Source organism: Roseovarius sp. THAF27 (genome assembly GCF_009363655.1).
Classification (GTDB): Bacteria; Pseudomonadota; Alphaproteobacteria; order Rhodobacterales; family Rhodobacteraceae; genus Roseovarius.
The window spans coordinates 4,151,305-4,178,291 of the sequence record NZ_CP045393.1; the positions used below are offsets into that span (position 1 = coordinate 4,151,305).

Sequence of the window (26,987 nt, forward strand, 5' to 3'; positions counted from 1 at the left end):
CATCGGCGGCCGGTTCCGCCTTGCTAGCTCGATTGTTTACGGGTCGATCCATCCGATATTGCCGTCATCGCGGCGATAAACGACGTTGACCCCTTCTTTTCCTTCATTCCGGAACACGAGCACCGGGGCGCCGGCAAGTTCCATCTGCATGACTGCCTCGCCGACCGACAGAGAGGGAATATGATGCTCCATCTCTGCAACGATAACCGGCTGCAGGCTTTCGGGTTCCGATTCTCCCCCATCGGCTTCGGAGGCGAGGATATAGGCGGAAGCCTGAGAAAGTTCAATAGGTTCCGCCCGGTCGCGATGATGGTCCTTCAAACGGCGCTTGTAGCGGCGCAACTGCTTTTCCAGTTTCTCGCTGCAATCGTCGAACGCGGCGTAGATCTCATGCGCGTGGGCCTTGGCCTGGGCGGTCAGCCCGGTGGACAGGTGGACCGTTGCCTCGCAGACGAATTCGCTCGCGCTCTTGGAAAAGATCACGTGCGCGTCCGTCGGCCGTTCGGCGTATTTTTCCACAATGGAGTTCAACTCGTTCTCGACATGAGTCTGCAAAGCCTGGCCGACATCGATTTGTTTTCCACTGATTTGATAGCGCATTCAGAACCTCCAACATGCGGACAGAAATGGCCTGTGGCGCGATGAGACGCGCTGATCCAGGTCAAATCCGTGAGGGATGTAATGACGTTTTCTGTGTGCCCGGGCCCGGCCCAAAGGATGGGTCGCACGGCTCGAACAGTGCAAAAACCGAAAGCGTCATACCTCATTTGATCCGCGATATGGGCATCTTGTCAATGGAGATTGCGTGAGGGCCCGGCGCAAGATCGCTCAGGATATACGAAAATTTTCGCCGAGGTAGACGCGGCGGACGTTTTCGTTCGACACGACCTCGGACGGGGTGCCCGACATCAGGACCTTGCCGTCATGCAGGATATAGGCACGGTCCACGATTTCGAGCGTTTCGCGCACGTTGTGGTCGGTGATCAGTACGCCGATGCCGCGCTTCTTGAGGTCGGCGACCAGGTGGCGGATATCGCCGACCGAGATCGGATCGACCCCGGCAAAGGGTTCGTCCAGCAGCAGGTACTTGGGCTGGGCGGCAAGGCAGCGGGCAATCTCCACCCGGCGCCGCTCACCGCCCGACAGGGCCAGCGCGGGGGCGCGGCGCAGGTGCTCGATGGAAAATTCCGACAGCAATTCCTCGAGCCGCTCGCGGCGCTTGTGGCGGCTGTCCTTCGAGATATCGAGGATCGCCATGATGTTGTCCTCGACCGACATGCCGCGAAAGATCGACATTTCCTGCGGCAGGTAGCCGACGCCCAGCTTGGCGCGGCGATACATCGGCAGGTTGGTCACGTCGCGCCCGTCGATCCGCACATGCCCGCCCTCGGGATGGATCAGCCCGGCGATGGCGTAGAAGGTCGTCGTCTTGCCCGACCCGTTCGGGCCGAGAAGCGCCACGACCTCGCCCTGGCGCAGGGAGAGGGTGACATCGCGGATGACGACGCGCTTCTTGTAGCTCTTGCGCAGGTTCTCGACCGACAGGCCGGTGCTTTCGTGGGCGATATGCAACTCGGGCCGGGCCATCACTCGTTCCCGTCCTCGGGTTGCAGGATCGTCTTGACGCGGCCCGTGACACGGGCGGTCCCGGCCCGCGTGTCGACGAACATCTTGTCACCGCTCAGCGCGTTGATACCCTGAACGAGGAGCACGTCGCCCTCCATCTCGATCAGGCCGGTGTCGACGTTGTAATCGGCGCGCGACGCCTCGGCCGCATCCTCGCCGCTGACAAGGGTGACGCCGCCGGTCGCCTGAAGCTCTTCGATGCCGCTTTGATCGCTCTTGTAGACCACCAGAACGCGGGGCGCGGACAGGCGCATCTCGCCCTGTCCGATCAGAACGTTGCCGGTAAAGACCGCGGTGCCGTCCTGCTGGTTCACGTCCAGATTGTCGGCGGTGACCTCGACCGGAAGGCTGCTGTCCTGCGCGGTGTTGCCGAAGGCGACCTGCGCGCCCTGGGCGGCGGCGCCAAGTGGCTGGCACAACAAAATGACTGCAATCAAAATGCGAAACGAATGGGTCACTGATCTGGGTCCTCGGACGGCTGCGGAGTATATACCAGCTTCACCCCTTCGGTGAAAACCAAATGTGCCTCGCCGGTTTCGTCGTCCTCGGACAAGACCATGCGCCCCGCGGTCAGGTCTCCGGCGGGGCCGGTGCCCGACACGGGGCCGGGCGTTTCGGCGTAAAGCACGTCCAGCTTTGCGTTCAGCCGCTCGGTGGTCATCTCGTAGCCGGTGGTCGTGTCGATATGGACGTTGCCCATCAGCGAGGCGTTCAGATCGGATTGGTGCATGTCGCCGCGATCGGACCTGACGGTCACCATGCCGCCGGAAAACAACCGCATCTCGGCGGTGACATCCTCGGCGTTGATCAGGCGGGGATCGTCCGTTGCCGGGCGGGCGGTTTCGGCGGTGATCGTCACCTCGTCCCCGCCGCTGGTCACGCCGGCAAAGGCCGCGTTCGTCGCGCCCTGGTCGCGCGCGCGCTGCTCCAGGTCGATATTGGCGATGGGGATGGATTTGGTCGGGTCGATATGGCGCGAAATCAGGAAGATCGTGGACAACAGGCCAAGCGCGGCCAACGGCAGGATGATCTTCATCCAGGCCACCAGGCGCGAGTAGAAGTTGTCGGTCGTTGCCATGGTCAGTGCGCAAAGATATCCGTTTCGGGCCAGCCGGCCAGGTCCAGCCGGGCCCGCGTCGGCAGAAAGTCGAAACAGCTTTGGGCCAGCTCGGTGCGGCCCTCGCGGGCCAGCCTGGCGTCCAGTTCCGAGCGCAGCCGATGCAGGTAAAGAACGTCAGAGGCGGCATAGTCCAGCTGCGCGTCGCTCAGTTCGGGCGCGCCCCAGTCCGACGATTGCTGTTGCTTGGAAATATCGACGCCCAGCAGTTCCTGAAGCAGGTATTTCAGCCCGTGCCGGTCGGTATAGGTGCGGATAAGCTTGCTGGCGATCTTGGTGCAGTAGACAGGCGCGGCCAGCGCGCCGAAGGCGTTGAACATCGCGGCAATATCGAAGCGACCGAAATGGAACAGCTTCAGGACGCAGGGATCGGTCAGAAGACGTTCGAGGTTGGGCGCGCTGGTCTGGCCCTGCATCACCTGAACGATATGCGCGTCGCCGTCGCCGCCCGACAGCTGCACGACGCAAAGCCTGTCCCGATGGGGGTTGAGCCCCATCGTTTCACAATCGATGGCGACGACGGACCCAAGATCGAGGTCGTCCGGAAGGTCCGATTTGTAGAAGTGATTGGCCATGATCCGCCCGCTTGTTTTCGAACTCATATAGGGCGCTGCCGCGCGATGTGCGCCTGCTTAAGCGAAAAGATGCGGACGCTCAACGAAAAGCAATCGCGTGGCCCGTCTTTGGACCGATCACGACATACGTGGTAGTGTGGTCTTGCACCGTCAAGCCGTGGCGTTGCCCTGGCGTGAGTCACCTGCAGTCCGTTGCCTTTGGTCCGATGTGACAGTCGCCGGAATTACAAGTTTTCGACATGTGTATTTGTAACGATGAACCGGGGCGTTTTCTGCCCGCAATTCATTCAGGCGAGGTTCACGATGAAAGATATCATCACACTGCTGATGGCCCTGACGGCGCCCGAGCCGGACGGGAGGTATTTCGAGACCCTGTTGGCTCGGGGCGAAGGCGCCCCCGTCGAGATCGTGTCTTGTCGCGACCCGATGGCGATGTCGGAAATCGTCGGCGAGACGATCCTTTGCGGAACGGTCACCGTGCCGGAGGATCACGACGCGCCGCAGAACGGGCAAAGTGTCGACCTCGCTTTTGCGATCCTGCGATCCGAGACGACCTATCCGGCCCCGGACCCGCTGGTTTACCTGCATGGCGGGCCGGGGATCGGTAACCTGAACAGCGGTCTGAGCTTCATGGCGGACGCCTTTGCGCCGTTTCGTGCCAATCGCGACGTGATCATCTTCGATCAGCGGGCCGCGGGCATCTCTTCGGGCAGCGTGGTCTGCAACGAGCAGATTGCGCAGAATGTCAGCCAGGTCATGACCGAGGAGACCGGCGCGCTGGAAGCGGACCCGGAGGGAAACCCCGTGGTCAGCCAGTTCCTGAAGGATTGCCTGTCCGAGATCGAAGCGGACGGCACGGATCTTTCGAAATACAACACGCGGCAGAACGCGCTGGACGTGCCGATGATCCTGACCGCGCTGGGCTACGAGGAATGGAACCTTTACGGCATTTCCTACGGTACCAAGCTGACGCTGGAGGTGTTGCGCACTGCGCCCGAGGGTGTCCGGTCAGCCGTGATCGACGGCGTCGCGCCCCCGTGGGTCAGGCTTTATGACACGCTGACCCTGCCACTGGCGGAATCGATGCAGCGGCTGGTCGAGGATTGCGCCGCGGACACGGCCTGTGACACCGCCTATCCTGATCTGGGCGGGGTGCTGCGCGACGTCATCGCGCGGTCGACGGCGGGGGACCTGGTGGTCGACGGCGCGACCATTCCGCCGCAACTGGTGCTCAGCTTCTTCTCGCAGCGCAACGATCGGTTCAACCTCGGCTCGCTCACGCCGTATATCCCCGCGATGGTGTACGAGTTGCACCGGGGAGAGGACACGCCGACCATCGAGATGGTCGTGAAGGACTGGAATTTCTCGGTGCCGCAGCCGGATGCGGAGGCGGTTCTTGCGGCACGGCGGGACGATCTGACCGAGCAGCAGGTGCACCTGCTGCAGATGGCGCTGGGAGATGCCGAGATCATCGAGGATGCCACAGCGGCGCTCGGGATCGCCGTGGCTGACCTGCGCCGTCAGTTGCGCCGTGACCGCGTGCTGGGCCCGATGCCGGGATTGTTCGATGCCGAAATGTCGGCCGCCGTGCCCGACACGATCGTCACCTCGGATGCCGCCCGCGCGACACTGGAAGGATACTCGGCGCTGCAGTTGGGCGAACCCACGCGCGCCAGGTTGTCGGAGTTTGTCGAAACGCATTTCGAGGGGCCACATCTTGCGCGCCTGCTGGCCATCGTGGAGGCGATGACCGACGAAGAAGTCGCCGCCGTCTATGCCGACGCTGCGCAATCGGTGCAGTCTCACACGTTGGAGTTTCAGCAGAACTCCATCGACCTGATGCTCTACGCATGCCAGGAGGATGTGCCGTACAACACGATGGAAGGTTACCGGCAGACGGTCGCGGAACAGCCCTTTGACGTGACGGCTTTTTTCGATGGCCCGGCCATGGGCGTCTACACGGCTTGCAAGGCGTTCACGCCGGCGCCGCGCGACAATTGGCACGAGGTGGTGGAAAGCGATATTCCCACGGTTTCAATCGGGTCGGGATGGGACACGCAGACTGCTGCAAGCTGGGCAAAGGAGGCCACGCGCGGGCTGAGCAACGCGCAGCACTTCTTCATTGCCGAGGCCGGTCACGGCGCGCTGGCTTATGTCGATTGCGTCGGGGACATGACCGTGGCCTTCGTCAATGATCCCTCACGCAGGCTCGACAATTCCTGCGTCGAGGCGACGGCGGTTCCAGCGTTCCATATCGCACCTTGGGTCGAGACGGCACAGTAAACCCCGAAGGCGACGAACCCTTGTAGAGAGGACTGAGATGTATCCAGGAAAGTGGTGCCACTGAAGGGCATCGCCTTCATGCTCACGCGTGTCTCTCTGTGACCGATGGGAGTGCTTACCTCATTGTAATTATGAAATTAAATGCCCGGATAAGTCGTCCTTTGCCTCGGCGTATCCTCTAACCTTGGGTGGATATGATTTGCGTGCCAGGGACAGACTTTCATCAACCTTCGTCAAAAATGCGCCAGTTGCGATTGGCCCGTTGTCGTTGCCATAGGCAAACTCGAGTAAATTCGAGAATCCGGTTTCGATAACTGCTTCGCCGCACTGTCCGAAGGTGTAGACGTCAGCCAAGGACCGCCTGCGCAGCACGGTCCTTTCATTCAAGTCGCCACCGCTTAGAATATTGCCAAGGCGTTTATGAACGTGGCGCCGAAGTGTCGAACCTTGTAACTCGAAACCCTGCTGCTTTGGACGACACCGCGATCCGGATTGATCCTTGTCCAAGGATCGCTCATGCCAATTGTCGATCCCATGTCGTGCCGGGCACGGCCGCCAGAAGGCTGCGCGTATAGTCCTCTTTGGGATCGAGAAACACCTCGGCCACCGGCCCGATCTCCACCAGCTTGCCCTTTTGCATCACGGCCACCCGATCGCAAAGTTGAGCCGCCACGCGCATGTCGTGAGTGATGAACATGAGCGAAAGATTCAGTCGGCTTTGCAGGTCTCGCAAAAGGTCCAGCACTTGGGCCTGGATAGATACGTCAAGCGCCGAAACCGCCTCGTCCGCAATGATAAGGTCTGGATCCATCGCCAAGGCCCGGGCAATCCCGATGCGCTGTCGCTGTCCGCCGGAAAACTCGTGTGGAAAGCGATCGGCGGCGCCTGCATCCAACTCGACGATTTCCAGCAGTTCACGTGCGCGGGCATGGGCTTTCTCTTTGGACACGCCTTGCACGATGGGGCCTTCGGAGAGCGCATGGAGGATCTTCTTGCGCGGATTAAGTGACGCGTAAGGATCCTGAAAAATCATTTGAACCCGGCAGCGGGCGTGGCGTAGCTCCTGAGCCGTGAGGCTGTTCATGTCTTGGCCGTCAAGGATGACTTCGCCGCTGTCGGGCTCCACCAGCCGGACGATTGCACGGCCCACGGTGGACTTGCCCGAGCCGGATTCTCCGACGATCCCCAAGACCTCGCCGCGTGCGATGGTGAAAGAGACATCGTCGATTGCGGTCACGCTGCGGGAGGCTTTGAATAGCCCGCCCGAGGTGACAAAGGTCTTGCACAGGTTGCGGACCTCTAGCACCGGCTGCGCGCGTACAGGCTCCGGCGTCGGGACGTGATCGGACGGGATCGCCTCTAGCAGGGCCTTGGTATAGGCGTGTTGCGGATTGGCCAGAACCTCGCGCGCCGCGCCTTGCTCGACGATCTCGCCATAGCGCATCACGATCACCCGGTCGGCGATTTCCGCGACCACACCAAAATCATGGGTGATGAACATCACCGCCATGCCGTGCCGGGACTGGATGGTCTTGATAAGGTCGAGGATCTTGGCCTGCGTGGTGACGTCCAGAGCGGTTGTCGGTTCGTCGGCAATCAGGATCGCCGGATCAAGAGCCAACGCCATGGCGATCATCGCACGTTGCCGTTGCCCACCCGACAACTGGAACGGATAGGCGCGGATGATCTTTTCGGGGTCGGGCAGACCAACCTCGCGGACCAGGTCCAGCGCCTTGGCGCGCCGTTCGGGCGGGCTGTGGCGGTTATGCGCCTCGAAGACCTCGGTGATCTGGTCGCCGATGCGCATCAACGGGTTGAGTGCCGTCATCGGCTCCTGGAAGATCATGCCGATCCGGTCGCCGCGCAGTTTGCGCCTTTCATGGTCCGGGATTGCCATCAGGTCGCGCCCTTCGAATTCGGCAGAGCCTTGGGCGATCTCAACCTGATCGGGCAGCAGGCCCATGAGTGCGTTGGCGGTCATGGACTTGCCCGACCCGGATTCGCCGACCACACAGAGGATTTCGCTGGACTTCAGGTCGAAGTCCACGTTCTGAACTGCATAGTCCCGGTCCGCGCCGGGCGGCAGGGATATCGCCAGATCGCGGATCGACAGCACGGTTTCCATCCTAGCGCCCCTTTCTTGCCAGCCGGGGGTTCAGGGCGTCGTTCAACCCCTCGCCAATGAGGTTCAGGGCCAGAACCGTCAGCAGGATCGCCACGCCCGGAATGAAGCTTAGCCACCAGGCCGTGCGGATCACCGTGCGCGCCGCGCCGATCATGTAGCCCCAGCTCATGATATTGGGATCCCCCAAGCCGAGGAAGGACAACGAGCTTTCCAGCAGGATCGCCGTTGCCACCATCAAAGAGGCCATGACGATGATCGGTGACATCGCGTTGGGCAGGATATGTCCGAAAAGAATACGGGCGTTTGATAGCCCAGCAAGCCGTGCGGCATCGACGAACTCACGCTTGCGCAGCGACAGTACCTCGGCCCGCACGAGGCGGGCGACGGGCGGCCAGCTGACGATGGCGATGGCCAGCGTTATCGTCGGCAGCGTCGGTTCCAGGATCGCGACCAGGACGATGGCAAGCGCGAAGTTCGGGATGGTCTGGAAAAACTCGGTAAAACGCATGGCGCCGTCATCCACCAGCCCTCCGTAGAAGCCCGCGAATGCCCCGAGCGGCACGCCGATCAACAGCGCCACCAGGGTCGACACCAGCCCCACGATCAGCGACACGCGCGCGCCATGCACCAACCCCGCCGCCACGTCGCGGCCCAACGTATCGGTGCCTAGAGGAAAGCCCTCGGTGCTGAACGGTTCGAGGAAGGGCCGCTGCACCATCTTCCACGGGCTTTCTGGGTAAATCAGAGGCGCGAAGATGGCCAAGAGAACAACGCAAGTCAGGATCACCGCGCCGATCACCGCGCCCCGGTTGCGGGAGAATCTTTTGAGGAAATCGATCATGGGTGTCTCCTCAAATCCGCGGATCAATCAGCCGATACACAATATCGGTGATGATGTTGAAGGCGATCACCATGGCGGCCGAGACAAGGAACACACCGAGGAGCGTGTTATAGTCACGCGCGGTCAAGCTCTCGAACATAAGGCGACCGATACCGGGCCATGCGAACACGGTTTCGGTCAGAACGGCACCGCCCACCAGCTGCCCTGCCTGAAGACCGGCCAGTGTGACGACGGGCAACAGGGCATTGCGCAGTATGTGACGACGCCGTATGGTTCCCTCGCGCAGACCCTTGGCGCGGGCCGTCTTGACGAAATCCATCTGGCTGACTTCGAGAACCGAGGACCGTGTCATCCGCAGGTACACTGCCATGAAGAAAAGCCCAAGCGTCAGCGCCGGCAGGAACAGGTGTTTCAGCCGGTCCAGCACAGCGGTTATGCCGGTGTATTCAGCGCCAACGGTTTCGTATCCGAAGGCCGGGAACCAGCCCAGATGCACCGAGAACAGCACGACGGCCATCAGCGCAACCCAGAAAAGCGGTGTGGCATAAAACAGCAATGCCATGGTGGTGATCGCGGTATCGCTCCATTTGCCCTGCCGTGCGGCGGCGGCAAGGCCGAACACGATCCCCAGAAGCAGGGACATGCCAAAGGCGGTCATCGTCAGTAACAGCGTAGCGGGCAATCGGTCCAGGATCAGGTCCAGCACGGGCATCTGTTGACGATAGGAGTAGCCAAGATCTAGTTGCACGACGCCCGAGACGTAATTCCAGAACTGTACGTAAAGCGGCTGATCCAGCCCGAACTGCTGGCGCAATTGCTGGATGAATTGTTCGTCCGCTGCGCCTGCTTCGCCTGCCATGACCATCGCCGGGTCGCCGGGGGCTGCATGGATCAGGAAGAAATTCAGCACGACGACCAGCAAAAGCGTGATGATGGCTTTGGCGGTACGGCCAAATATGGCGGCGGCAAGGTTCATTGTCTGGGCCTGCTCGGTTCGCGGTGGTCGTCAGGGACCGAATAGAGGCTGGCCCGGGTCATTCCGGGCCAGCTTTGCATCCTCACTTGGATCTATTGCTCGACCCACGCGTCGCGCAGCCCGTCATTCACACCGATGGCGGTGGTCACGAGATCCTTCACGTCGCAGCGATAGATCGTTGGAAACTCGATCTCCAGAAGCCAGGCGACCGGCACGTCGTCGACCAGTTGTTTCTGGACTTGCGTGTAAATCTCCTGACGCTCTTCCGGGGTGGCGGCGATGGCGGCTTCGGCGAACATCTCGTCCACCTCAGGGTTTTCATAACCGGCGACGTTGTTCCACGGGCTGCCCTTGGCGATGTTGGACGAAAGATAGCTGCGTGCGACACCCAAGGCCGGATCACCGTACTGGTAGAGGTAGGTGAAGGCGATATCGAAATCCCACTCGGCCTGTTTCTGGTTCCAGCCGGCGACGTCGGTCGCCACCACTTCGACGTTGACGCCCACTTCTTCGAGGTTCTGCTTCATCGCCTCGGCCCAGCGTTGCCATGTCTCGCCGTAGGGCAAAGGCAGAATGCGCACGGTTTCCCCGTCATAGCCTGCGGCCTCCAGGTGCTCGCGTGCCTTGTCGGGGTTATGATCGTACATGATGGTGTCGTCGGTGTAGAAATTCGTCTTGGACGATACCGGGCTGGTGGCGACCGTGCCGAACCCGTTCCAGATCACATCCTTCACGAATTCGCGGTCCATCGCGTGCATCACAGCTTTGCGGAAATCCTTGTTTGCCGTGGCCCCTTCGCGGGTGTTCATCCACGCCATCGCATGGGGCGCGAAGTACTCCCAACCCTTGCCGGTGGAACAGACACCGTCCATCTCGGTCAGGCGTTTCACGTCCCAGTTCTCGACAGAGCCACCGGGCAGCACGTCGACCTCGCCATTTTCGAACGCCACCGCGCGCGAGGCGGCATCGGGAATGACGCGATAATAGACCTCATCCAGATAGGGCTGTCCCTCCAGATAATAATCCTCGTTCTTCACCAGGTGGATGTAGCTGCCTTTCTCCCACTCATTGAACTTGTACGGGCCGGTGCCGATCGGCGCGTTGTTCGCTTCGTTGTTGGCGAAATCCGTCCCCTCGTAGATATGCTTGGGGATCATCGGCATGGTTCCGGCCTCGAAGACGCCGATGAATGGGCCAAAAGGGTTCTTCAGCTTGAAAACGACGGTGTGATCGTCTGGCGCGGTCACGGATTCAACGTGTTCCAAACTGACCCGAAGTCGCGCATGGGTTTCGCGCAGGAACGTATCGACCGAAAACACCACGTCCTCGGCGGTGAAGGGCTCGCCATCATGCCAGGTGACCCCGTCCTGAAGCGTAAAGGTATAGGTCAGCGCATCGTCTGAAATCTCCCACGACTTGGCCAGCGACGGCATCGGGTTCAGGTCGGTGTCATAGCGCAAAAGGCTTTCGTAAATGTCGCCCGCAACCAGCTGCGTCGGTCCGTTTTGTACGAGACCCAACATCAGGCTGGGCGGTTCGGGTTGCACCACGATGTCAAGCCGGCCGCCGGTGTCCTGTGCCAATATCGGCAGCGCAAGCCCGAGGTACAGAATTGAGGCTGTCAGTGTCTTTTTCATTTAAATCTCCCTGTTGATGTTCGCGATGGTCACTTTTCCGGGATTTCAAAAACCGCCCGGTTGTGCTGATAGCTCGCGAATTTTCCGTTACACGCCGCGTGCCGGTTACCGGTCTCTCGGAGTGTTCGGCGTTTGTGATTGCCTCCGTTGTGTAGGTGTCTGGCATACCCGAGGTTCATAGGCGGGTCGGTCGGGAGTCAAGGCGGTTTGTCAGCTGATGAAAATCTGAATTGCAAAATCAAGGCTTTAGCACAAGCACGAAGCAGCTTTTTGGGCCGTTCTGGCGTGATGCCAACACGGATCAAGACGTTGATGAAGTTCTGAGCTCGATTAGAGGCGGCAGGGTCTATTGGAAAAAGAACGCGCATACGGCAATCCGCGATGAGCGGGGACTTGGTCATATAGGTATTGATTTAAGCGGGCGGTCGAACACGTCTCCAAATCTACCGTGTGGTTCGATGAGTTGCCAACTTGGTATCAAAAACTGGGTCTAGCCAGTGAAGCATGCTGGCATCACTGAGGTCAGCTTTGAGTATTCTGCCGCGCAGCGGCACCGCTAAAAACCAAGGGCGGCTTTGGGCTGTTCGCTGTCTGGATGCCATTGGTCAATTGGAGTGGGAGTTTCTATTGCTTTTCCAGAACCGACTGGTGGCTTCCCCCGGGGAGAGACGGGGGAAGCTTGGCAGGCGAGGCCCGAACTGGCGCGTTCTGCGTCAGATCGGTGCTGTTCGTCAACTGGACTGCAGATAGCCCAAGATGTCCGCGTTGATCGCTTCAGCCATCGTCGCCGCCATGCCATGAGAGGCGCCGTCATAGACCTTGAGCGTCGCGTTCGGCATGATCTCGACCGTCCTTGAGGCAGAGGACTTTATGGGCACGACCTGATCGTCGCTGCCATGCATCACCAGCGTCGGCAGTTGGATCGCCTTGAGGTCCTCGGTAAAGTCGGTTTCCGAGAACGCCTCGATGCAGTCGTAGTGCGCCTTGGCGCTGCCCTGCATCCCCTGCCGCCACCAATTGCGGATAAGGCCTTCGCTGACCTCCGCGTCCGGGCGGTTGAAGCCATAGAACGGGCCCGATGCCACGTCGAGGTAGAATTGCGGCCGGTTCGCCAAAAGCGCCTGGCGGAAGCCGTCGAATACGTCCAGCGGCGTGCCGTCGGGGTTGCTGTCCTTCTTCACCATGACCGGCGGCACGGCACCGATCAGCACCAGCTTCGAGACGCGCCCGGGCTTGGCGCGGGCGGCGTAGTGCACGACCTCGCCACCGCCGGTGGAATGGCCCACATGCACGGCTGCCTTGAGGTCCAGCGCGTCGGCCAGGGCGATGACATCGGAGGCATAGGTGTCCATTTCGTTGCCGGTTTCCGTCTGGTCCGAGCGCCCGTGTCCGCGCCGGTCGAAGGCGATGACGCGAAAGCCCTTGCCGAGGAAATAGAGCATCTGGGCATCCCACTCGTCGGCCGTCAGGGGCCAGCCGTGGTGGAACACGATGGGCTGCGCGTCGCGCGGGCCCCAGTCGCGGTAGAAGATCTGCGTGCCGTCTTCGGCGGAAATGTAGGTCATGGTCTGAGTTCCTTTGATGGAGGGAGATGTTTCGGCCCGCAGGCCGGGAGCGGTCAGCAGCGGTGTGGTCGCTGCAATCAGCAGGCCCGTGCCACCGGCAATCGCGCAGCGGCGGGTGAGCGGGATTGATTCAGGTCCGGACATGGCGTTTTCCCGATATGATCAACTGACACGGGTCGGATTTCGGCAGCTTGCAGGTACGGTTCGCCTGAACGTGACCACCGATGAAACTGTCTACATTGACGATCCAGGAGGCGACGGCGACGGCCGCGACCGAGATGAGGAACAGGATCGCGCTCCAGGAGAGTATAGATTTCACTTTCAGATGGGACATGGTGTGGCTCCATTGCCGGGGTGATTTCCCCAAGTGAGATTTCTGGTTGAGCAGATTGCGGGTTCATGCGGCGAGGCGGGCCCCGCCGCACGCGCTTGATAATTCAGCTTCCGCCAGAGGCGCGGGCGGCCTCATCGATCACGTCGGCGACTTCATCCGGCTTGGTCAGAAAGACGACATGGCTGCCGGGCACGTCGACCGACACGGCGCCAATCCGGTCGGCGGTTTGGCGCAGCAGTTTCGGGTCGATGGCCTTGTCCTCGGTCGCGATTACGGCCCAGCTCGGCTTTTCCTTCCAGGCGGCGTGTTTCACCGGCGTTCCGAAGATATCCATATTGATAGGCACCTGGCTGTCCCGAAGGAAAGCCGCGTCCGCATCGGCGGTGTCGCCGGCAAAGCCGGTCTTGAACTCTTCGAGGTTGACGAAGCCGAACCCGTCATCGCCGGTCTCGATGATGAATTCCGGCGGAGCGGGGATGTCGGCGAACTGGTCGCCCGTGGTCTCGCCCACGTCTGGGGCCAGCGCGGAGACGTAGACGAGGCCTGCAACCTTGGGGTTGATGCCCGCCTCGGTGATGACCGTTCCGCCGTAGGAATGCCCTACGAGGATCGCCGGACCGTCCTGACGGTCGAGGATGCGGTCGGTGGCGGCCACGTCATCTGCAAGAGAGGTCAGCGGGTTCTGCACGATGCTGACACGGTAGCCGCGGGCGGTGAGGATGTCGTACACGCCGCGCCAGCCCGACCCGTCGGCAAAGGCGCCGTGAACGAGGACGACGGATTTGACCGGCTGTTCGGACGGGATCGTATCTTGCGCGTTTGCGCTGGTCGTGATGGTCGCGGCGGCGGCAGCGGCGGCGACAGCAGTTCTGAGTTTCTTGGACATTTGAATGTTCCTTTGGTTGATATTGGCAGAGGTCCATAAAGGCCGTGGGAGGGCGGCTTTCCGGTCTTTTTTACTGGATGGCATCCCTGTCGCAGGCGTCGGCATCGTAGCGTTTTGACGCTGATGGGTGCTTGCAACTTTGGCGTATGGTTTGCTGGATACGCTGCAGCATGATTGAAAATCGGCGTTTTTTCGGCCAAGGCTTACCCAAGTTTTGAAAGAATATTTCATGTCCGGCTCGTTCGAATCAGCGCCGGTCCGGGTAAGCTTTTGTGCTGTCTGCTCCTTTCGGTCAGTTGATGCGTGACCGTAAATTATGCTTTTGACGGCGTTTTGATAATTAGGATAAAGTGAGATGTTGAATTACGGAAATCAGGACAATGAAAAACTACAAGCTGACCGACTTCGATGCCGTGCTCGCGATCAGCCGCAGAGGATCGTTCCGGGCTGCGGCACTCGATATGGGCATGTCGACGAGCGCGCTCAGCAATGCGATTTCCAAGCTGGAAGGACAACTGGGCGTGCGCCTGTTCAATCGCACGACGCGCAGTGTCTCGCTGACCGAGGCAGGGCACAGGTTTGTCGATCAGGTCAGCCCGGCGGTGCGGGATATCCATCAGGCTCTGGACACTGTCCGATCGCAGCAGGAGACGCCTTCCGGCACCGTGCGTATCAACACCTTCGTCACCGCTGCGCAGGAGATTCTTGAACCACTGATCCTGGAGTTCCTGAAGCGGTTTCCCCAGGTTCAGGTCGATCTCGTGACCGAGGGGAGCCTTGTGGACATCGTGGCGGACGGGTTCGATTTCGGGGTGCGCAGCAAAACCCTCGTTCCGTCGGACATGATCGCGATTCCGCTGGGGCCAGCGCGGCGCCATGCCGTAGTGGCCGCGCCGTCCTATTTTGCGAACCGGGATGTCCCGCGGGTTCCAGCCGACCTGAAGGCGCATACCTGTATTCGCGTCCGCCTGCCGAACGGCGCGCTGTTTCGCTGGCAGTTCGAATCCGAGGGCCAGCCGGTGCATGTCGACGTGGACGGGCCACTGACCCTGGATGAGGCCAGCCTGGCGCGCACCGCGGTCCTCGATGGCGTGGGCATCGGCTATTTCATGGAGTCGAACGTGCGCGCGGATATCGCGGCGGGCCGACTGGTGCGGATTCTCGACGATTGGACCCCGCCGGTTGCGCCGCTGTGCCTGTATTACCCCAGCCGGCGCAACCCGCCTGCTGCGTTCAAGGTATTCGTCGATCTTGCGCGCGAGCTGGCGCGCTCGGCCCGGGCGGTGTGAAGATTGGCCGGGCTATCGCCGGAATGGGGCGATGGCGAAGGCGCGTGCAAGGTGGTCTATGAAGGCGCGAAGCGCCGAGGCCCTTGCGGTGTCGCGTGAGAACACAGCGTAGATCGTGCCCTCGACCGTCGAGATGTCGGGCAAGACTCGCATCAGCTGGCCGCCTGCAATATCCGGCATACAGGAATGTTCGGGCAGCAGGACGACGCCCAGCCCCCTGATTGCAGCGTGCCGCAGGGTGGCGATGTCGCTCGTGACCAGCCGCGGGGTGACGTCGATGGTATGGGGTTTGCCATCCCGGTTAAAAAGCTCCCATACACGGCTGTCGCCGGGCAGGCACAGGGTCGGGATGGCCTGCAAATCCCGAGGCGTCAGCATATGGCTCGTACCGGCAAGGGACGGCGCGGCAACAAGGATGCCACGCGACACCCCAAGCCGCCGCACGACATGCGAGGCGCCGGCCTCGACCTGTGACCGCGCGCGGATCGTGATATCCACATCGTCCCTGACGAGGTCGAGCGGGCCCGCCATCGCGACCAGTTCGATCCGGACCCTGGGAAAGTCGGTGAGAAATTCGGCGATGACATCATCCAGCAGATCATTCAACAGGCCCGGCGGACACCCGACACGGATGCGGCCCGACGGCCCGTCGGTGTCGCTGGCCGCGCGCCGGGCCGCATCGAAGGCGTCGACCATCGTCTTGCCGTGATCCGCCACGATCCGCCCGGTTTCGGTCGGCCGCATGTTGCGCGTCGTCCGCTCAAGCAGGCGTACGCCCAGATCCTGCTCCAGCCGTGCGATGGCCTTGCTGAGGGTGCTTTTGGGAATGCCGAGATCCCGGGCGGCGGCTGCGAAAGAGCCTTTGTCGACGACTTTTCTGAAGCGGGCGAGGTCATCGAGGCTGGGCGTCTTAGACATGTGATTGTCCATATGGGCAGACAGTGAAACGAAATCTGACGCCGTAGTGCAGACGGGTGCGCGCACATAGCTTTCCATGCGTCAAACAAAGGAAAGCGACATGACAGATCAACATCCCGTCCGGCTGGCAATCGTCTATTACAGCAGCACCGGCAACACATTCACGATAGCACAGGAAATCGCCGCCGGCGCCGAAAAGAACGGCGCCGCGGTCAGGATACGGCGGGTCGCGGAGCTGGCGCCCGACGCGGCAATAGATGCCAACCCGGCATGGAGGAAACACCTTGAGGCAACGCGTGAAGTACCCGTTGCCACCCACTCGGATTTGGAATGGGCGGATGGTTTCGTTTTCGGCACGCCGACGCGTTTCGGGCTGCCGGCGGCGCAGTTGAAGCAGTTCCTGGACAGCTGCGGCGGTCTGTGGATGAACGGGAAGCTGACCGACAAGGCCGTGAGTGCCTTCACAGGGGCCGGGAACGTTCATGGTGGGCAGGAATCCACCCTGCTGGCCTTGCACAACGTGTTCTATCACTGGGGCGCGATCATGGTGCCGCCCGGGTATACCGATCCTGCAATTCATGCCGCCGGGGGAAACCCGTACGGCACCAGCTTTACGGACGGACAAGGTGCGCCTCTTCCCGAGGCGACGTTGCGTGCGGCAAGGCACCAGGGGGCGCGGATGGCCACATGGGCGCACATGGTCCGACAGGTCAGGGCGGCGTGACGGTGCGCGTGCGATCCGATGGCCGCCGGGTCGCCAGCGGTGCATACAACAGGGGCGGGTCATGCCGCCCCTTGACAGCGACCGCAGAGGTCGGGGACGCCGGTTTGAGGTGAATCCGTCAGAATGCCAGAGGCGCGTTGTCCTTGACCTCTTTCAGCACGAAGAAAGTGCGGATCTGGCGAACGCCCGGCAGGGTGATGAGTTTGCGGCCGTGCAACAGGTTGAACCCTTCCATGTCCCGTGTCCTGATCTTCAGCAGATAGTCGAAATCCCCGGCGACGAGGTTGCAGTCGAGGACCTCTTTCATACCTGCGACGGTCTCTTCGAACTCGGAAAAGCTTTCGGGTGTGGACCGGTCCAGCACAACGCCGACCATCACGAGCGTCCCCAGCCCCACGCTGGCCGGCGCGATCTGCGCTCGGACGGATGTGATGTATTTCTGTTCGATCAGACGCTGGGTGCGGCGGTGGCATGTCGCGGCGCTGACGTTCACCAGCCGAGCCAGGTCGGAATTGGCCATCCGGGCATCTTTCTGAAGCGCACGCATAATGTTTCGATCGATCCGATCGAGGTCCGGGCTGAAAGGATCTTCCGGCATTGTTCGGGTTTCCGCAGGTCTCGGGTGTTCTGATGCGCCTTGCTGCATCATCTAAGGCACAGTTCCGGATTCGAAGAAAGCGGGTTGTCGGTGCGTGGCCATGCGGCATGGAAGGCGATGTAGGCTGGCACGGTCCGGCCTCGGTCGGTGTCATTGTCCGTTTGATCTGGACGCGCCGGAACATGCGGACCGGGGGATGTCGTGCCCCCGATCCGCGTCGATTTTGTTCATGCCCTGGCTGCGAGGGGCTGTTCGGCGCGCGTCAGACCGTGTTGCTGGCGGATCATGTCGGCGGCACGCTCTCCGATCACCACGCAGGCGGCCATCGTGTTGCCGGTGGTGATGCGGGGCATGATCGAGGCATCAGCGATGCGCAGGTTGTCGATGCCATAGACCTTGAGCCGATGGTCGACGACCGACATCTCGTCCCGTCCCATCTTGGCGGTGCAGGACTGGTGCCAATAGGTGACCGCCGAGTTGCGAATGAAATCGACCATCGCCTTGCGATTCCGGCTGCCAGGCGCGACCTCCTGCCGGACGAGGGGCGTGAATGCCGCGTGGTTGCCGATCTCGCGGCACATCTCGACGGCGGTAAGGGCGGTCTCCAGATCCTCGGGTTCGCTGAGCGCGTTCGGCTCGATCAGGAGCGGATCGTCGGGATTCGGCCCTGACAGCCGCAGGCGGCCCCGGCTTTTCGGCTGGGCCAGGCCCGCGAACATGGTCCAGCCATGGGGCGGCGTGCCGATGCCCGCTTCCTCTGGGGCGGGCACCGGGAATTCGAGCTGGCATTGCAGGATATCGGGCTGTTTGAGGCGCGCAGAGCTTTGCCAATAGAGCGTCGCCTCGCATCCGCCGCCGCCGACACCCTCCGGCTTTTGATAGGCCCAGGTGCAGCCGAAGGCGAGGTGATCCTGGTGATTCTGGCCGACGCCGGGAAGGTCGCGCACGGTCCGGATGCCATGTGCGGCAAGCTCGTGCTGGGGTCCGATACCCGATTGCATCAGGACTTTCGGGGTCTGGATGGCGCCAAGCGACAGAATGGTCTCGCAGCGTGCGCGGAACTGCCGGAGCTTGCCGTCGAGCAGGACTTCGACTCCTATGGCCGACGAGCCATCCAGCAGGACGCGGGAGACGAGGGCGCCGGTCAGAACGGTCAGGTTGGGCTGGTGCATGATGCGGTGGGTGTAGGAGCGGAACACTGACTGGCGCCGGCCGTCGCGGATGCGGAGATCCGCGATAGCGGCCCCGCCGGGGCCTTCCATCATCGCCCCGTTCGGGCTGTCGAAGACCGGGATGCCCATGTGCCCGGCAGCCTCGAGCATCGCGCGGGCGACGGGCTGGGGCGCTGCAGGTTGTTCGACGTGGACAGGGCCGCCCATGCCGCGCCGTTCGGCGTCGGGTGTGCCATGCCAATCCTCAATGCGGCGGTAATAGCCAAGGATGGACTGGTACCCCCAGGCAGGATCGCCGGATTCGGCGGCGAAGTGGTTCCAGTCTTCTTTGTGACCCCGGGCCCAGACCATGACGTTGATGCTCGATCCACCGCCGAGGCCTTTGCCCATGCTGAGCGGAAGCCTGCGACCGCCGAGGGTCGGGCTGGGTTCGCCGGAGAACCCCCAGTCGCGCTCGCTGTCGAGGTTCAGGGGCCACAGGGCCGGGTTGGTGACCGTGTCTGCCGTGTCGTCGCCGCCGGCCTCGAGCAGTAGAACGCTGACGTCCGGCTGTTCGGCCAGCCGGGCCGCGACGACCGAGCCGCTGGACCCGGCGCCACAGACGATGAAGTCGTAATCGGATCGAAGCGCTTGGCGCAGGGCTTTCTGGTTGTCCAAGACGGCGAGGTCGTGCCGCGTCAGGGTCGGATCGGTGTCCATGCAGGATTCTCCGTGGGATGGCTGTGTTGATGTCGAAAACGGTTTGGTCGAGATGACGTGGTTGCTGCGGCACACCGCAAACAGACCACCGTTGGTGGTTTCACCGTTCACCGGAATGGACGATGCAACGCCGCAAGTTGGCCATGCGGCCCGGCGCCGGGGTTATGGGGTCCGACGCGCAAAGGGGCGGGCGCTCAGACGGTCGGAACGGTTCCGCCATCGATGGTGTACTCGGTGCCCGTTATCGTGGCCGCGCGGTCCGACGCCAAGAAGGCGATCAGGCTGGCGATCTCTTGGGGTTTTGTCGGGCGGCCTATCGGGATACCACCCAAAGACTGCATGATGAGTTGCTTGCCGCCTTCGTAGTCGGTCCCTTGCTCCTCTGCGAGGCGCTGGGCGAGACGCACCGATGCCTCGGTCTCGATCCAGCCGGGAGAGACTCGCAGGACCCGGACGCCTTTCGGAGAGACTTCCTTGGACAGACTCTTGCTGTAGGCCGAAAGAGCGGCTTTGGCTGCGGCATAGGCTGTTGTGGCCTCCGGCAGGGGCAGGACGCGCTGGATCGAGGTGACGTGGATGACGACACCGTGGCCCTGGGCCACCATCTCGGGCACCAGCAACCGGTCGAGCCGGACCGAAGGAAAGAGGTTCAGATCGAGCTCCATTTGCCATTGATCGTCATCGAGTGCCGCGTGGCCGCCGCTCGGCGCGGATGACCCGCCGACCATGTGGACAACGATGTCGATGCCGCCCAGTTCTTCCCGGACCGCATCGGTCACCGCCTTGCAGCCTGCGGGTGTCGTCAGGTCTGCGGCGACGAATACGTCTGCATTCATCTGCTCCGGGCGCGAGCGCGCGGTCGTCAGGACCGTTGCGCCGAGCGTTCGCAGCAGTTCGACAGTCGCGGCTCCGGCACCTTGGGTGCCCCCGGTCACGAGTGCGCGCTTACCAGTCAGGTTGAGAAAATCGGTCATGATCTGAGCTCCGGATTTATTGCTGAATGTTGCTTTCTGGAAAATTAAGGGACGTCGTGTGTTTAGAAAATATGGATTAAATGACATGCGCTATCTTGAAATCCGGGATAATTTTCGGGAGGTTTCGGCAGACTGATTATCCCGGATTCTGGGATTCGGCGTGTTGTTTTATCCCTATTATCGAATTTTCATCCTCACTTAGATTACCTGTTGGCGCGGCGGTCAGAGGGTTGTCGCGCCTTGGACCGCAACAGGAGAATGATGATGAAACTTGAACTACCGGCAGTGATCGCCCAGTATTTCTCGGCCGACAAAAAGGGCAACGCGAAGGCGATAGCGGAATGCTTTACCGATGACGCGATCGTTGTCGATGAAGGCAATACGTACAAGGGTCGGGAGGCGATCCGGCAGTGGATGGCCAACGCCTCAACGCAATACACCTATACCGTGGAACCATTCTCGCTGACCGAGGAGGGTGGTCGCACTATCGTAACCAGCCATCTCGTCGGCAATTTTCCGGGGAGCCCGGTCGATCTGCGGTATCTGTTCCGTCTGGAAGGAAACAAAGTAGCCGAGTTGGAAATAATTCCCTGACGCGACTTGTTGCCCGGAGCGGTACCACCGAACGCCGTGGAATTGGGGGTCGGGTCGTGATGCCTGCACTGGATCGGAGCTGACCGGACCTCGCAAGATATACCATGAAGGACCGCTCTGGGCCGGCCGTGACCAACCGGCCCGTATCGTTCAGATTTCCACTGCCTCCGCGATTGCGAGCGCATCTTCAAGCTCAACCCCGAGATAGCGGACGGTGCTGTCCATCTTGGTGTGACCGAGCAGGCGCTGCACGGCACGCAGGGTCCCGGTTTTCTTGCAGATTTGTGCAACCTTGGTCCGGCGCATCGAGTGCGTGCCGTGGGACGTAGCTTCCAATCAAATGGAGCTCACCCAGTCCCGCACGAGGCGGGCGTATTGTCGCATCGATATGTGGAGGCGCTCATGAAACGGCCCCGGCCACAGAAATTCTGAGCCAACCATTAGCGGTTCATCCATCCATCGCGCGAGCGACTTGCGTGTGCCCTCTGTGACCTCGAAACGCACCGACCTCTGCGTCTTGCTTTGGATGACCGAAGCGCGCTCCTTCACTTGGCCGGAGGCATAGACGTCGGTCACCTTGAGTTTTACCAGATCACACCCTCGCAGTTTGCTGTCGATGGCGAGGTTGAAGCGAGCCAGCTCCCGATGGCTCTCGGCGATCTCAGGACCAACGCGAATGGCCCAGACGTGCTTGGGCAGCAAGGGTCGCTTCTGGCCGATTACACGGCCTTTGTTCCAGGCGGGTCTGCAGGCTCGAATGGCAGGGAAGTTCGCAATTGTCATGGCGGTTACTCCGGTTTGCCGCTCCCTGCCTCAACGCCAACCCGACGTTGGAAATAGAGCATATCACCGAAAGTAGCTCCTGCAGAGAAGGTCTGCAGCGAGCCCATTTTGACTGATGTTGCGTATTGAACCAATGTCCGATTCAGTGCTCCTAAAACGCAATGCTTGGACAATAAATGGTCGAAAAACTATCCGAAGAGGAAACCGCTCTACTTCAGGCCGTTGCGTTCTGGTTGCGTGAAGAAATGCTATCGCACCTTGTTGATATGTCACCCGCGCCTGATCTTTTACACGACTTGGCTCAAAGCAATTACGAGATTAGCTGTAGTGCCTTAGAGAGAGTGGGTCTGCTTGCGTCTGAAGGCCACTATTGGCGAGTATTAGAGCCAAACAACGACCAACCCACCTTGGCTATCTGACACAAGCGTAGCGACCTTGACCACCTTCTTGACGGGCTGGCCTGCCACTCTGATTACGTCAACGATCTGTATCGACACTATGAGGCTGTTGTCCCAACAAAACACTCTTTGAACAGGGTTTGCTTTGCCATGGCCGAGTGCGGATACATGGAGACTATATCTAACAAAGCGTTTAAATGGACCGACGATTTTGGTCCTTGGTTGGTGCGTCATGGCGCGTGGGATTTGGACGAGTTTGAGACAGCACCGCAAGAAGAGGTTGTCAAAGCCTTGGAAGCCATCCCTGACAAGCGGAAAGACTGGTTGTCAGGGTCGTTATGCCGTCACAAACCAGACTTTGTTCGATGTTTCTTTGCGCAATGGATAAATGGCAAATGGGAAGAGGAAGAATGGCGGTATGCGCCTAGCGATGACTGGGACCTCAATCTCGCAGCTGGGCTATACACAAAATTGCATAGCCAATGATTGCAGACACTGGCGCAGTTGCAGCAAAAGTTGACTTCGTCCCGCTCTGCCGTCATTCGGCGAGAGAAATGCTGCGCTGGGCTTGAATGGCCACTTCGACGAGCCGCACCACAGCATTGGACTGGGTCGACCAGTGTCCGCTCTGGGCCGAGACCGCAGTCAATCTGGCGATAACGCTAACCCCGTCTAGCAACCCAGTATAGGCACCTAGGGTTGATTGGGGTATGATCCGTTTTGGGTCTTAGTCGAATGTCGATAAATGATGACGTCAATATGGATGATGAAGCTGAAATTTCGCGTTACGAAAGGCTTGTAGCCGAGCTTCGCAAACATTCTCCGGGACGATACTATCCAATTCGTGCGCCTTTCAGGACGTGTCCTTTTCCAGCAGAAAAACACCGCGCTCAGCCACATGATACCAATTGAGACGAATTCTCCTCGGCCAGCGCGCTTAACAGGTCGCGCCAGCGAAAATGAAAGAGTGGATATTTAAGGGGATAAAGACAAGCATCCAGCAGAGAAACCGAATTTTTCAGTGGTCTACTGGGCGATTGTGGTGCCGCTGAAGGGACTCGAACCCCCGACCCCATCATTACGAATGACGTGCTCTACCAGCTGAGCTACAGCGGCCCCGTGGGGGGCGGCTATAGCACCACAAATCCCATCCGAAAAGGACTATTTTTCCGTCTCTGCCGGCTTCGGTTCCTCGACGATTTCGGCGTCGTCGATTTCCGCGTCGGTCGTATCATCCTCGTCGATGGTCTCATCGGGCGTGGTGTGATCCTCGACCGAGCCGATGATGAGCGGCAGCATCTCGATGCCCGTGGACGAGGCGACCGAAGATGCCGGCGGCGCGCGCCAGCTGAGCGTGTCGAACGCGTGGCAGTTGCTGCAGGACGGCGCCCATTCGGGGTGGATGTGGTGACAGTTCTCGCACACCCATTGCGGCCCGCGCGGGGCCGACAGCGCCCGTGCCAGCCAGCCTTTGACCACGCTGTCCGACGCGCCTTCGCCACGCTCGATGGCGGCCATGATGGTCAGCGCACGCGCATCGGGATCTACCTCGGCCAGATCCCCCAGCGCACGGCGGGCTGCGGGGAAATCCTCGGCCGCAAGGTGCAGTTCGGCGTCGATCAGGCGGGTTTCGCGGTGATCGGGATGAGTCTTTAGCAGTCTGGCGAACCGCTTGATGCGGGCCTGCGGCGTCTCGTCGGGCTCGATTTCCGCGAAGGCGGCGGCAAGGTCCGGGTGCGGCTGGGCATCCCATGCCTTCTTGATCACGCGGGTGGCGTTGCGCTTGTTGCCCTGCTCCATATAGCCGCGGGCGGTCAGCACGGCGGCCGGTACGAGATCGGGCGAGAGCTTGTTCGCCTGGATCGCCGCCTCGCGCGCCTCGATGCTCTTGCCTTCGTCGAGGATGTCGCGCGCCTCGGAGAGCGCCAGCACCGCGTCGCGGCGGCGATGCACGTCGCGCGGCAGGTTCCCGGATTTCAGCTTGGCACTGAGGGTTTCGCGCGCGCCTTTCCAGTCGCCGGTCTGCGCCTGCAGTTTCAGCAGGGTGTCCTGCACTTCCTCGTGCTTGGGCTTCAGCGTGAAGGCGGTCTTGGCCAGCTTCAGCGCGGTGTCGGTTTCGCCGTCGGCCAGCTTTTGACGCAGGATGCCGCGCACACCCACGAAACGGGTCTTCTCGTTGGTCAGAAGGCGCTTATAGGTCTCCTCGGCCTTGCGGCGGTTGCCGGACATCTCTGCGGCTTGCGCGGTGATCAAGTTGGTCAGCGCGGGCTTGTTGAGATAGCGCTCGGCCTTGCCGGCCTTGGCCATGGCCAGCTCGCCCTCGCCAGAGGCCAGCGCCATCATCCCCTCGGACAGGGCCTGATAGCCTTTCTCCTGCCGATTGCGCTGGAAATAGCGCGACAGCGCGGTGTCGTCCCCGTTGATGAAATGCAGCACAGCGACCAGCAGCGATACGATCTTCAGCAGCAGCCAGACGGCGATGACAAGCAGGGCAAGCGCGATCACGGCCATCAGCGGGGTCAGGTTGAATTCCTGTCCGGCCATGACGATGCGCACGCCGCCGTCGAGTTCGAGCAGGTAGATCGCGCTCCAACTGGCCGCGGCGACGAGGCCGATGAAGAGAACGATCTTGATGACGGACCACAGCATTCTTTGAATTCCCCCCGGCCTTAGTTCAATGTCTCGCTCAGCGACTGGGCCGCGCCCACCGCTTCGAGCCGTTCTGCCGCCCGGCCGGCCCAATCGGACAGCTCGGCGCGGCCTTCTTCGGGCAGCGTCTCGATCTCCGCCAGTGCATCCTGCAGCCGGCCGTCGCGCACGGCGGCCTCGGCCCGGGACAGCACCGCGTCGGGATCGTCCCCTTCGCGGGGTTCCAGCGACCGCACGCCAAGCTGGCTCTTCAGAAAGCCCTTGAGTCCGGTGCCTTCGCCGGTGACCTCGCGCGACGCATCCAGCGCGGCCCGGGCGGCGTCGGGAAAGCTTTCCTGCAGGCTGGGCAGGGTTGCGACCCCCTCTTCGGCGACGGAGGTCAGGGTACCCGGCACCTCGACATCGGTGTCCTGCAACTCGGCCACCGCGCCGGCAAACCCGGTGCCGTTGTCGAGCGCGGCCTGAACGCGGCTGATCGCGGCGCGTTTCATCGCGGCGACCGCGGCCTCGTCGGCGACGGTTTCGGTCTGCATGGCCTGGGCGATCAAGTCCTCGAGTTCGGCGCGCTGCGCGGCGAATTCCTCGCGCGCGGCATTCAGTTCGTTCTCGTAGGCGGCGATGGCGGCGGCGTCGGCGCTTTCGGAAACCGGGCGCTGCTCGACATCGCCCAGCCGCGCGGCGAGGTCCTCGATCCGTTGTTCTGTCTCTGCCACGCGGTCGGACAATGTTCCGAGCGCTTCGACCTGCGCCTGAAGCGCGCTGTCATCGGTATTGGTGATGCCGCCCACCTTCTCGGTCAGGGCGTCGATCGTGTCGGCCTGCTCCTCGACCCTTTGGTTGAGGGCGCCGACATCCCCGATCAGAACCTCGTCGCGCGGGATGACTTGCTGCGCCACGCCGAAATAGGCGGCGGCAAAGCCGATGGCGCCCGCAACGACGCCGCCCAGGATCATGCTTCCGGCGCCGGCCCCCTTTGCGGGCTGCGGTGCCGTGGCGGGCAGGCTGGTGGCGGGTTCGGTCGCGGTGGGGCTGCTGCCGGACCCTGCCGCGTCCGAGGTCTCGCCGTCGGAAGTCTCGTCAGTGTCAGCGCCCATATTCGTGGCGGTTTCCGACGTCACGTCGTGCGCGGGCGTATCGGTGCCGGATGTCTCGGCGGCAGGCTCTTCGGTGTCGCCGTCGCCCTTGGTCATCGCGTCGTGCGCAGGCGTTTCGGACTGCCCCGATGCAGGTTCTTCGATGCCGGAGTGGCTGCCCGCCGGTTTCGTGTCCGGGGTCGCATCGGTGGTCGCGCCGGACGCCTCGACCGTGTCGTCGCCTGTGGGCGCGACGGTATCGTTGTCGGTGGCTTTAACGGTGTCTTCCGGCTGCGCGGTCTCGTCTTCCTTCGATGCGTCCATGTCGAGCGGTGTCTTTGCCCCGGACGATGGTTTCTTTGCCACGTGAAAACCTCTTTCGAATCTTGCCATTGCAGCCTGCCAGAAAGCTTACTGTGCGGTGCTTCCGCTCTCAAGCCGATTGGCATCAGACCAAAGTTGCGCGACGCAGGACAGCATCGCGGGTCTGTCGGGCCGCGCCGCCACACTGATCCTTGCCGCTCTGTTCCGGGGAAAGATCCCCGCCACGGCCTCGCTGATCGCCGCGACATGCAAGTTAGCGCCTTTCGGCAGCGCATCTAGCAAAAGCTGGGCACTTCGCGGCGAAAAAACCGGCGCAACCACGATACCGTGCCTTTTCACGCGGTCCAGCGCCTTTTTCGAAAGGGCGCAGGGCAGCTGGCGATAGACGATGGCCTCGTGCGTCTCGGTTCCGGCGGAATTCAGGTATTGGGCGAGGTCGAACGCGATGGGGTCTCCACGCAGGTAGAGGCACGGAGTGGCGGCAGAGGCGTTGCGGATATCCTGCGCCAGTTCCTTGCCCGTGCCGGGCCCCACGACCGGATCAAAGCCGTGTTGTGCTGCGACCTTGCCGGTGCCGGTGCCGACGACGTAGCAGGCGAAATCCCGGCACCGGGTGGCCGTGGCAAAGCTTTCGACCGCGTGAGCGGAGGTGAATATGAGCGTCCTGTAGGGTGCGAGGTCGGGCAAGTCCGTCGACATCTCGATCCGCAGAAGCGGCGCAATGCATACGTCCGCGTCCCGGCCCAGCTTATCCTCCAGGTCGGCTGCGAAGGCGTCTGCCGCGTCCCGGGGGCGTGTGATGAGGATCAGGGGCGACATGGACGCTC

Annotated in this window: 25 protein-coding genes, 1 tRNA gene and 1 pseudogene; 5 read left to right on the plus strand and 22 right to left on the minus strand. The window is 61.6% G+C overall.

Going from position 1 to position 26,987, the window contains the following annotated elements; translation table 11 throughout:
• Nucleotides 1–36 precede the first annotated feature (36 nt).
• The 5 genes from raiA to FIU89_RS20570 form a co-directional block, all read right to left on the minus strand.
• Nucleotides 37–600: a ribosome-associated translation inhibitor RaiA gene (gene raiA / locus FIU89_RS20550; protein ID WP_152494309.1), complete on the minus strand. Its 564-nt coding sequence runs from the start codon at nt 598–600 to the stop codon at nt 37–39.
• 228 nt (nt 601–828) lie between these two features.
• Complete coding sequence (gene lptB / locus FIU89_RS20555) at nt 829–1,587, minus strand: LPS export ABC transporter ATP-binding protein (RefSeq protein ID WP_152494310.1); 759 nt, start codon at nt 1,585–1,587, stop codon at nt 829–831.
• Nucleotides 1,587–2,048 carry a lipopolysaccharide transport periplasmic protein LptA gene (lptA, locus tag FIU89_RS20560; RefSeq protein WP_254701893.1) on the minus strand — a complete coding sequence of 154 codons (462 nt, stop codon included), beginning with the start codon at nt 2,046–2,048 and terminating at the stop codon, nt 1,587–1,589. Before lptA ends, lptB begins: the two co-directional genes overlap by 1 nt.
• Nucleotides 2,049–2,080: 32 nt before the next feature.
• The gene (gene lptC, locus FIU89_RS20565) at nt 2,081–2,704 is read right to left on the minus strand and encodes an LPS export ABC transporter periplasmic protein LptC (RefSeq protein ID WP_152494312.1); all 624 of its coding nucleotides are present in this window, start codon (nt 2,702–2,704) and stop codon (nt 2,081–2,083) included.
• 2 nt (nt 2,705–2,706) lie between these two features.
• Nucleotides 2,707–3,318 carry a ribonuclease D gene (locus FIU89_RS20570; protein WP_152494622.1) on the minus strand — a complete coding sequence of 204 codons (612 nt, stop codon included), beginning with the start codon at nt 3,316–3,318 and terminating at the stop codon, nt 2,707–2,709.
• A gap of 303 nt (nt 3,319–3,621) precedes the next feature.
• Between FIU89_RS20570 and FIU89_RS20575 the strand changes: the two genes are divergently transcribed.
• On the plus strand, nt 3,622–5,601 hold the full coding sequence (locus FIU89_RS20575) for an alpha/beta fold hydrolase (RefSeq protein WP_172978180.1): 1,980 nt from the start codon (nt 3,622–3,624) through the stop codon (nt 5,599–5,601).
• 129 nt (nt 5,602–5,730) lie between these two features.
• Here FIU89_RS20575 and FIU89_RS22495 read toward each other — a convergent pair whose 3' ends face one another.
• The 8 genes from FIU89_RS22495 to FIU89_RS20620 form a co-directional block, all read right to left on the minus strand.
• A complete protein-coding gene (locus tag FIU89_RS22495) occupies nt 5,731–5,955 on the minus strand; it encodes a hypothetical protein (protein WP_216647042.1) in 225 nt (74 codons plus the stop codon).
• 160 nt (nt 5,956–6,115) lie between these two features.
• The gene (locus FIU89_RS20585) at nt 6,116–7,726 is read right to left on the minus strand and encodes an ABC transporter ATP-binding protein (protein ID WP_152494315.1); all 1,611 of its coding nucleotides are present in this window, start codon (nt 7,724–7,726) and stop codon (nt 6,116–6,118) included.
• Between the two features lies 1 nt (nt 7,727).
• Complete coding sequence (locus FIU89_RS20590) at nt 7,728–8,567, minus strand: ABC transporter permease (RefSeq protein WP_172977422.1); 840 nt, start codon at nt 8,565–8,567, stop codon at nt 7,728–7,730.
• A 10-nt stretch (nt 8,568–8,577) separates the two neighbouring features.
• Nucleotides 8,578–9,543 carry an ABC transporter permease gene (locus tag FIU89_RS20595; protein ID WP_152473885.1) on the minus strand — a complete coding sequence of 322 codons (966 nt, stop codon included), beginning with the start codon at nt 9,541–9,543 and terminating at the stop codon, nt 8,578–8,580.
• A 92-nt stretch (nt 9,544–9,635) separates the two neighbouring features.
• Nucleotides 9,636–11,180 carry an ABC transporter substrate-binding protein gene (locus FIU89_RS20600; protein WP_152494316.1) on the minus strand — a complete coding sequence of 515 codons (1,545 nt, stop codon included), beginning with the start codon at nt 11,178–11,180 and terminating at the stop codon, nt 9,636–9,638.
• Nucleotides 11,181–11,911: 731 nt separating this feature from the next.
• Nucleotides 11,912–12,745: an alpha/beta fold hydrolase gene (locus FIU89_RS20610; protein ID WP_152494318.1), complete on the minus strand. Its 834-nt coding sequence runs from the start codon at nt 12,743–12,745 to the stop codon at nt 11,912–11,914.
• A gap of 130 nt (nt 12,746–12,875) precedes the next feature.
• Entirely contained in the window at nt 12,876–13,079 is a 204-nt protein-coding gene (locus FIU89_RS20615; protein WP_144435619.1) for a hypothetical protein, read from the minus strand.
• A 103-nt stretch (nt 13,080–13,182) separates the two neighbouring features.
• Nucleotides 13,183–13,965 carry an alpha/beta fold hydrolase gene (locus tag FIU89_RS20620; protein ID WP_152494319.1) on the minus strand — a complete coding sequence of 261 codons (783 nt, stop codon included), beginning with the start codon at nt 13,963–13,965 and terminating at the stop codon, nt 13,183–13,185.
• Between the two features lie 380 nt (nt 13,966–14,345).
• Between FIU89_RS20620 and FIU89_RS20625 the strand changes: the two genes are divergently transcribed.
• Nucleotides 14,346–15,254 (plus strand): LysR family transcriptional regulator, encoded by a 909-nt coding sequence (locus FIU89_RS20625; protein WP_152494320.1) that lies wholly within the window; start codon nt 14,346–14,348, stop codon nt 15,252–15,254.
• Nucleotides 15,255–15,266: 12 nt separating this feature from the next.
• On the opposite strand, the gene FIU89_RS20630 is transcribed toward FIU89_RS20625, so the two are convergent.
• Nucleotides 15,267–16,172: a LysR family transcriptional regulator gene (locus tag FIU89_RS20630; RefSeq protein WP_172978182.1), complete on the minus strand. Its 906-nt coding sequence runs from the start codon at nt 16,170–16,172 to the stop codon at nt 15,267–15,269.
• A 100-nt stretch (nt 16,173–16,272) separates the two neighbouring features.
• Between FIU89_RS20630 and wrbA the strand changes: the two genes are divergently transcribed.
• The gene (wrbA, locus tag FIU89_RS20635) at nt 16,273–16,896 is read left to right on the plus strand and encodes an NAD(P)H:quinone oxidoreductase (protein ID WP_152494322.1); all 624 of its coding nucleotides are present in this window, start codon (nt 16,273–16,275) and stop codon (nt 16,894–16,896) included.
• A gap of 118 nt (nt 16,897–17,014) precedes the next feature.
• Here wrbA and FIU89_RS20640 read toward each other — a convergent pair whose 3' ends face one another.
• From FIU89_RS20640 to FIU89_RS20650, 3 genes are all read right to left on the minus strand, one after another.
• Entirely contained in the window at nt 17,015–17,416 is a 402-nt protein-coding gene (locus FIU89_RS20640; protein ID WP_254701752.1) for an Lrp/AsnC family transcriptional regulator, read from the minus strand.
• Between the two features lie 305 nt (nt 17,417–17,721).
• Nucleotides 17,722–19,365: a GMC family oxidoreductase gene (locus FIU89_RS20645; protein ID WP_152494324.1), complete on the minus strand. Its 1,644-nt coding sequence runs from the start codon at nt 19,363–19,365 to the stop codon at nt 17,722–17,724.
• 194 nt (nt 19,366–19,559) lie between these two features.
• Complete coding sequence (locus FIU89_RS20650) at nt 19,560–20,339, minus strand: SDR family oxidoreductase (RefSeq protein WP_152494325.1); 780 nt, start codon at nt 20,337–20,339, stop codon at nt 19,560–19,562.
• A gap of 264 nt (nt 20,340–20,603) precedes the next feature.
• Between FIU89_RS20650 and FIU89_RS20655 the strand changes: the two genes are divergently transcribed.
• Nucleotides 20,604–20,933, plus strand: a complete 330-nt coding sequence (locus FIU89_RS20655; RefSeq protein ID WP_152494326.1) for a nuclear transport factor 2 family protein — start codon at nt 20,604–20,606, stop codon at nt 20,931–20,933.
• Between the two features lie 150 nt (nt 20,934–21,083).
• Here the strand turns inward: FIU89_RS20655 and FIU89_RS20660 are convergent.
• A pseudogene (locus FIU89_RS20660) lies at nt 21,084–21,716 on the minus strand (tyrosine-type recombinase/integrase).
• 548 nt (nt 21,717–22,264) lie between these two features.
• Between FIU89_RS20660 and FIU89_RS20665 the strand changes: the two are divergent.
• Nucleotides 22,265–22,600 carry a hypothetical protein gene (locus tag FIU89_RS20665; RefSeq protein ID WP_172978183.1) on the plus strand — a complete coding sequence of 112 codons (336 nt, stop codon included), beginning with the start codon at nt 22,265–22,267 and terminating at the stop codon, nt 22,598–22,600.
• Nucleotides 22,601–23,154: 554 nt separating this feature from the next.
• Here FIU89_RS20665 and FIU89_RS20670 read toward each other — a convergent pair.
• The 4 genes from FIU89_RS20670 to FIU89_RS20685 all read right to left on the minus strand — a co-directional run bounded on the left by FIU89_RS20670 (nt 23,155) and on the right by FIU89_RS20685 (nt 26,979).
• Nucleotides 23,155–23,230: transfer RNA gene (locus tag FIU89_RS20670), tRNA-Thr, on the minus strand.
• 45 nt (nt 23,231–23,275) lie between these two features.
• Nucleotides 23,276–24,763, minus strand: coding sequence for a heme biosynthesis protein HemY (locus FIU89_RS20675; protein ID WP_152494328.1), 1,488 nt, complete (start codon nt 24,761–24,763; stop codon nt 23,276–23,278).
• Between the two features lie 20 nt (nt 24,764–24,783).
• Entirely contained in the window at nt 24,784–26,202 is a 1,419-nt protein-coding gene (locus FIU89_RS20680) for a hypothetical protein (RefSeq protein WP_152494329.1), read from the minus strand.
• A gap of 45 nt (nt 26,203–26,247) precedes the next feature.
• Nucleotides 26,248–26,979: a uroporphyrinogen-III synthase gene (locus FIU89_RS20685; RefSeq protein ID WP_152494330.1), complete on the minus strand. Its 732-nt coding sequence runs from the start codon at nt 26,977–26,979 to the stop codon at nt 26,248–26,250.
• Nucleotides 26,980–26,987 lie beyond the last annotated feature (8 nt).

Coding starts and splice junctions, on each gene's coding strand:
- FIU89_RS20655 (WP_152494326.1), top strand. CDS start 20,604: ATGAAACTTGAACTACCGGCAGTGATCGCCCAGTATTTCTCGGCCGAC.
- FIU89_RS20675 (WP_152494328.1), bottom strand. CDS start 24,763: ATGCTGTGGTCCGTCATCAAGATCGTTCTCTTCATCGGCCTCGTCGCC.
- wrbA (WP_152494322.1), top strand. CDS start 16,273: ATGACAGATCAACATCCCGTCCGGCTGGCAATCGTCTATTACAGCAGC.
- FIU89_RS20575 (WP_172978180.1), top strand. CDS start 3,622: ATGAAAGATATCATCACACTGCTGATGGCCCTGACGGCGCCCGAGCCG.
- FIU89_RS20630 (WP_172978182.1), bottom strand. CDS start 16,172: ATGTCTAAGACGCCCAGCCTCGATGACCTCGCCCGCTTCAGAAAAGTC.
- FIU89_RS20615 (WP_144435619.1), bottom strand. CDS start 13,079: ATGTCCCATCTGAAAGTGAAATCTATACTCTCCTGGAGCGCGATCCTG.
- FIU89_RS20645 (WP_152494324.1), bottom strand. CDS start 19,365: ATGGACACCGATCCGACCCTGACGCGGCACGACCTCGCCGTCTTGGAC.
- FIU89_RS20685 (WP_152494330.1), bottom strand. CDS start 26,979: ATGTCGCCCCTGATCCTCATCACACGCCCCCGGGACGCGGCAGACGCC.
- FIU89_RS20595 (WP_152473885.1), bottom strand. CDS start 9,543: ATGAACCTTGCCGCCGCCATATTTGGCCGTACCGCCAAAGCCATCATC.
- FIU89_RS20625 (WP_152494320.1), top strand. CDS start 14,346: ATGAAAAACTACAAGCTGACCGACTTCGATGCCGTGCTCGCGATCAGC.
- lptC (WP_152494312.1), bottom strand. CDS start 2,704: ATGGCAACGACCGACAACTTCTACTCGCGCCTGGTGGCCTGGATGAAG.
- lptB (WP_152494310.1), bottom strand. CDS start 1,587: ATGGCCCGGCCCGAGTTGCATATCGCCCACGAAAGCACCGGCCTGTCG.
- FIU89_RS20570 (WP_152494622.1), bottom strand. CDS start 3,318: ATGGCCAATCACTTCTACAAATCGGACCTTCCGGACGACCTCGATCTT.
- FIU89_RS20640 (WP_254701752.1), bottom strand. CDS start 17,416: ATGGCCAATTCCGACCTGGCTCGGCTGGTGAACGTCAGCGCCGCGACA.
- FIU89_RS20650 (WP_152494325.1), bottom strand. CDS start 20,339: ATGACCGATTTTCTCAACCTGACTGGTAAGCGCGCACTCGTGACCGGG.
- FIU89_RS20600 (WP_152494316.1), bottom strand. CDS start 11,180: ATGAAAAAGACACTGACAGCCTCAATTCTGTACCTCGGGCTTGCGCTG.
- FIU89_RS20590 (WP_172977422.1), bottom strand. CDS start 8,567: ATGATCGATTTCCTCAAAAGATTCTCCCGCAACCGGGGCGCGGTGATC.
- FIU89_RS20610 (WP_152494318.1), bottom strand. CDS start 12,745: ATGACCTACATTTCCGCCGAAGACGGCACGCAGATCTTCTACCGCGAC.
- FIU89_RS20620 (WP_152494319.1), bottom strand. CDS start 13,965: ATGTCCAAGAAACTCAGAACTGCTGTCGCCGCCGCTGCCGCCGCCGCG.
- FIU89_RS20665 (WP_172978183.1), top strand. CDS start 22,265: ATGGCCGAGTGCGGATACATGGAGACTATATCTAACAAAGCGTTTAAA.
- raiA (WP_152494309.1), bottom strand. CDS start 600: ATGCGCTATCAAATCAGTGGAAAACAAATCGATGTCGGCCAGGCTTTG.
- FIU89_RS20585 (WP_152494315.1), bottom strand. CDS start 7,726: ATGGAAACCGTGCTGTCGATCCGCGATCTGGCGATATCCCTGCCGCCC.